Origin of the sequence: Chitinophaga sp. (assembly GCF_036566945.1) — a bacterium.
In the GTDB taxonomy this organism is placed as follows: Bacteria; Bacteroidota; Bacteroidia; order Chitinophagales; family Chitinophagaceae; genus Chitinophaga.
Genome location: NZ_DATCVJ010000886.1, coordinates 1 through 5,798 on the forward strand (window position 1 = coordinate 1; position 5,798 = coordinate 5,798).

Annotated in this window: 4 protein-coding genes; 2 read left to right on the top strand and 2 right to left on the bottom strand. The window is 44.8% G+C overall.

Going from position 1 to position 5,798, the window contains the following annotated elements:
- Window positions 1-143: 143 nt before the first annotated feature.
- Window positions 144-713 carry a phosphoribosylglycinamide formyltransferase gene (purN, locus tag VIP81_RS26730; protein WP_331968524.1) on the bottom strand — a complete coding sequence of 190 codons (570 nt, stop codon included), beginning with the start codon at window positions 711-713 and terminating at the stop codon, window positions 144-146.
- A gap of 143 nt (window positions 714-856) precedes the next feature.
- Window positions 857-1,606, bottom strand: a complete 750-nt coding sequence (locus VIP81_RS26735; protein ID WP_331968527.1) for a copper resistance protein NlpE N-terminal domain-containing protein — start codon at window positions 1,604-1,606, stop codon at window positions 857-859.
- Window positions 1,607-2,100: 494 nt separating this feature from the next.
- Here VIP81_RS26735 and VIP81_RS26740 point away from each other — a divergent pair, with 494 nt between their 5' ends.
- Window positions 2,101-3,330, top strand: a complete 1,230-nt coding sequence (locus tag VIP81_RS26740; RefSeq protein WP_331968533.1) for a c-type cytochrome — start codon at window positions 2,101-2,103, stop codon at window positions 3,328-3,330.
- Window positions 3,331-3,399: 69 nt separating this feature from the next.
- Window positions 3,400-5,798, top strand: a 2,399-nt coding sequence (locus VIP81_RS26745; RefSeq protein ID WP_331968530.1) for a TAT-variant-translocated molybdopterin oxidoreductase, incomplete at its 3' end; no start/stop codon positions are given.

The window sequence follows — 5,798 nt, forward strand, 5'->3', positions numbered from 1 at the left end:
TTTCTACTCCCCCTTTTTGCATCCTGTGCAAAAGTGGTAAGGGTGAGCGAACAGGATAACCATAGTAATAGCAGTGTCTTTTTCATACAGTTGTAAGGGTTAGACTGGCTTTTTTAAGACCTTATTCCTGGTGTGTGTCAGTTTTAAAAATCGGACAATAATCGTTCCACAATTACCGGAAACCATTGATGCTCCAAGGCTTGCACCTTTTGTGCTACGGTTGTTGGTGTGTCTTCCGGTGTAATGATGCAACGTTCCTGCAGGATCGTTTCTCCATCATCATACTTTTCATTTACGTAATGGATGGTAATGCCACTTTCTTTTTCACCTGCTGCTATTACTGCTTCATGCACAAAGTGTCCATACATTCCTTTTCCTCCAAACTTGGGAAGTAATGCCGGATGTATATTAATGATACGGTTAGGAAATGCCTGTACGAGGTTAGCGGGTATTTTCCATAAAAAACCAGCCAACACTACGAGATCAGTTTGTTGTTCCTTTAATAACTGTACATATATATCTGAATGGAAGAACGATTCCTTTTCTATTAAAATGCTGGGGATACCTTCCCGTTCAGCAATTTGTAAAACACCAGCTCCTGCTTTGTTGCACACAATGAGGGAAACCCTGCCCTTGTCCGAATGTCTGAGATGATCTATAATTTTCTGCGCGTTGCTACCTGCACCCGAAGCGAATATGGCGATATTTTTCAACTAAGTCTGTTTTAAAGCTGTAAAATTACGAATTACGGGCTAAGAATTACGAATTACAAATTACGAATTACGGATTTGTGGGGAGATCTACGCGTTTACTATCTCCTTACAAATCCGTAATTCGTAATTTGTAATTCGTAATTCTACTTGAGGTACTCTCCGCAGCCCTGATAGGTTTTATCTTTTATCTGTATCTGCACCGAGTTAGGACGCATCAAACCACTCATGTCGTCTGAGCACATGGTGTTCCGGATGCTGACCGTGATACCGGGGGTAGTATATACTTTAAGGGTATCGGTGTTTGGGCGGGCAGGGGGGAGTGATGCCTGCAGGCTGTCGCCGTTCATGGTACGGAAACTGATCTTCTTGTTATCAAGATCCAGGTTCCAGCCGGGTTCATTGCCGTTGGCAGTAAACCGGATGCCTGACTTCAACTTCTCCGCGAAGATTTTTCTGCGGTCACCTCCTTCTATGGGTTTCAATATATAATTAGTAGCCAACACCCCTTCAATGCGTTTGCCTTTAGTATCGAGGAGGAGCAGTTTGCCTTCGGCTGCCAGGAAGGAGCTGCTGTCGGTTTTCTTTTGGATCATCACCGTCGAATCGGAGGTTTGCTTCCAGGTGCCGGTTTCCACGGTGGCTATCCCCTGTCCCCTGCCCTGATAAGCAACCAGCTCACTAAAGGTATGATCGTCGTACAGGCTTACCTGGTAGTCCATGCCCGGGCAGTCGGCACAAGGCAGGGTACCCTGGTAAGTACCTGCAATAATTGTCGCAGCAGGGGTGCCGGCGGTGGCATTTTGTAAGGTACTGTCCGTCTGTTGGGTAGTTGTATTATTATTACAGGCCGCGCTAACGGCCAGCAGAACAGGAAAAATTACGCTTTTTTTCATGGGATCGGTTTTTTGGTAGCAGATTGAACATTCTGGTTCGCTGGCAGGTTATTAAGGTAAAAATAACAACTCTCGTAGAAATTAATTGCGCTGACAGATAATATATTATATTGTGTAAGGAAGGATATAGGGGACCACTATTTGATTTTCATCTGCATATATTATAATTATATCCCCGCAAACCTTGCCCCACGTTATGATGTAGACGAGCCTCCACAGAGGATTCAAACTTTCAATCAAAATAATAAGTTCTGAAAGGATATATACGGTGAATTGTTCAAATAGGCCAGCAGCAAGACTTGCAGCTCAATCATTGCTCAAAAAACAGGCTTCAAAAGGCATTCTATAAGACAATAATTTTTTTTAATTGTTGGTAAATTGTCAACATTCTGTCTTATTTTTGCTGGCACTTTTAAGAAACTTTAGGTCAAATCTAAACTATATAGGCTGTGTATCGTCGTGTTTCCATTCTTTTGCGCAAGCATTTTGTGAGTGTGCTTATTCTATGCGCTAGTATAGTAATTCCTTTTTCTTCAGTTAAGGCTGCGGATCCAGCGAAGGGTAAAGCACTATTCCAAACAAACTGCGCTTCATGCCATAATGTCCATAAGAAGCTGACAGGTCCTGCATTAGCGGGTGTTGCTGATCGCTGGCCCGATAAGAAATTATTGCACCAGTGGATCCATAACTCTGCTTCTGTACTGGCTACAGGGGACAAGTATGCTAATGATCTCTTCAACGAGTTCAACAAAACAGCGATGACATCTTTCCCTTCATTAACCAATGAAGAAATTGATGACATTCTTGAGTATGTGAAAGTTGAAGGTGCTAAAGGTCCTGCCACTGCCACTCCAGTAGCTGGAGAGCAAGGAGAAGGCGCCGCCGAAAAAGGCAATGACAACAGTTTACTGTTTGGTATCATTACCCTGATTCTCGCTGTAGTAGCACTGATCCTGATGCAGATCAACAGCAACCTGAATAAGCTGGCTGGTGATAAAGAAGGTGTACCAACACCGGACCCTGTTCCTTTCTACAAAAACAAAGCTTACCTGGCACTCATTATCCTCGTGCTGTTCATGGTAGGTGGCTACTTTACTATTCAAGGGGCGGTTGGCCTGGGTCGTCAGAAAGACTACATGCCGGAACAACCGATCTTCTACAGCCATAAAGTGCATGCCGGTATCAACCAGATCAACTGTTTGTACTGCCACGCCGGTGCTGAGAAAAGTAAGCATGCAATGATTCCTTCCGAAAATATCTGTATGAACTGTCACAAGGCCATTAAGGAATACTCCGGTCCTGAGCTGACAACTGCAGAAGGTAAGAAGATCAACGGTACTGCCGAAATCGCAAAATTATACGATTACGTAGGATGGGATCCTGAAGCTGGTAAATATACCAAACCAGGTAAACCTATCGAATGGACTAAAGTCCATAACCTGCCTGACCACGTTTACTTTAACCACTCTCAACACGTAGTGGCTGGTCAGCAACAATGTCAAACCTGCCACGGTCCTATCACGGATATGGATGAAGTACACCAGTTTGCTGACCTCTCTATGGGATGGTGCATCAACTGCCACCGTACTACGAAAGTGCAGTTCGCTGACAACAACTATTACAGCATCTTCGAAAAGCTTCATCAGGATATTAAAGATAAGAAGATCGATAGCGTAACAGTTGAAATGGTAGGTGGTACTGAATGTCAAAAATGTCACTACTAGGATGGATTTAGAGAGATTTCTCTCAGATCAGAAGATATCAAATTTATAAACGTAACTCGTTAATATAACATGGAGCAAAAAAAGTATTGGAAAGGCTTGGAGGAGTTGCACAATACCGATGCGCATCAGGAAATTGTGAAGAACGAATTCAGTGAAGAACTGCCGTTTGAGAGTGAAGGCCTGTTGAATGCTACTACCCCCCGCAGGGATTTTCTTAAATATCTCGGTTTCACCACCGCTGCTGCCGCTATCGCTGCCAGCTGTGAAACACCGGTTAAGAAAGCAATTCCGTATGTAAACAAACCGGAAGAAATTACCCCGGGCGTAGCCAATTATTATGCTTCTTCTTATTCCATTGATGGTGAATATGTACCGGTTGTGGTGAAAACCCGCGAAGGTCGTCCTATCAAAATGGAAGGGAATACTTTATCATCTATCACACAGGGGGCTACCTCAGCCAAAGTACAGGGCGCTGTACTCAGCCTGTATGATACTGCCCGTCTCCGTTTCCCATCTATCGGTGGTACGGAAACAACCTGGGCAGAACTGGATAAACAAGTAGGTGCAGCACTGGCCGGATTAGGCGGTGCTCCTGTTGTTTTATTAAGTTCTACTATACTCAGCCCTTCTACCAAAAAAGTAATCGGCGAGTTCCTGGGCAAATACCCTAACTCACGTCATGTAGTATACGATGCGGTTTCTTACGCTGGTATGCTGCAGGCTAACGAAGCTTCCTACGGAAAAAGAGTCATCCCTTCTTACCACTTTGAAAATGCTAAAGTGATCGTAAGTCTGGCCGCCGATTTCCTCGGAACCTGGTTAAACCCGGTTGAGTATTCCCGCCAGTTTGCGCAAACACGTAAGATCGATGCTAAGAAACCGGAAATGTCCAAACACTTCCAGTTCGAAAGCACCATGAGCCTTACCGGTGCAAATGCGGATGAAAGATATACACACAAACCTTCTGAAACCGGTGCTGTTGCACTGGCACTGCTGGCAGCTGTTGGTGGTAGCGTAACTGCTCCTGCTATTGCTGACAAACGTGTTGCAGATGGTATTAAGAAAGCAGCGGAATCACTGAAAGCAAATGCTGGTAAAGCACTGGTAGTAAGCGGTTCTAACGATGTGAATGTACAAATCATCGTAAACGCTATCAATAACATTGTTGGCGCTAACGGTACTACCATCGATTTCGCTTCTCCTTCCAACTACCGTCAGGGTAGCGACAGCGAGATGGCGAAACTGGTAAGCGATATGAACGCAGGCAGCATTGGTGCGGTTCTGGTTTATGGCGCTAACCCTGCTTACGACTACTTCGAAGCTTCCAAATTTGCAGAAGGACTGAAGAAAGTGAAAGTGGCTGTTTCCTTCAACGAAAGAAATGACGAAACCACTGAACTGTGTAAATATGTTGCTCCGGATCATCACTTCCTCGAAAGCTGGAATGATGCAGAAGGCAGAACAGGCTACTACAGCTTCGCACAGCCTACTATTCTCCCACTGTTCAAAACACGCGCTATTCAGGATACTTTCCTCACCTGGTCTGGTAACACAGCTACCTGGGCGGACTACCTGAAAAATGAGTGGATCACCAAACTGGGTGGACAGGAAGCATGGGATAAAGCCTTACAGGATGGTGTTGTTGAACCAGCTACTGCTCCTGCTTTAGGTGGTGCTGCTTTCGCCGGCGATATCGCTGGTGCAGCAAGTAAAATCAGCAGCGCTAAGAAAGGTGGTAAACTGGAACTGGTACTCTACGAAAAAGTAGCGATCGGTAACGGTAAACTGGCGAACAACCCATGGTTACAGGAAATGCCGGATCCTATTACCCGCGCTACCTGGGACAACTACGCCTGCGTATCCAACACACTGGCTAAAACTTTCTCTACTGAGTTAGGTGACGATTACGAAATCAACGCAGAGAAGAAAGTACTGAAAATAAAAACCAACGGTAAAGAACTCGAATTACCACTCCTGATCGTTCCTGGTATTCATCCTGATGTAATCGCTATCGCAGTAGGTTACGGTCGCGGTGCTAACGTAGGAAGAGCAGCAGCTGGTATCGGTAAAAATGCTTATCCGCTGGTAAGCTACAACGGTCAGACTTTTGATTACTTCACTACAGATGCAACTGTAGAAGCTACCGGTGTAAAATATGCAGTTGGTTTAACACAAACACATAATAGCTACGAAGGTCGTCCTATCGTTAAAGAAACTACCCTTGAAGAGTTTATCCACAACCCTAAAGAGGTAAACGAAGACAGACTGGAACTGAAGAAATTCGGTCCTGACTTCCGTAAGGATGCTACCCTGTATCCTAACTACAGCTACCCTGGTATCAAATGGGGCATGTCTATCGATCTGAACACCTGTTTCGGTTGCGGTGCATGTACAATTGCCTGCCAGGCAGAAAACAACGTTTCTGTTGTAGGTAAAGACGAAGTAGTGAAAGCGCATGAAATGCACTG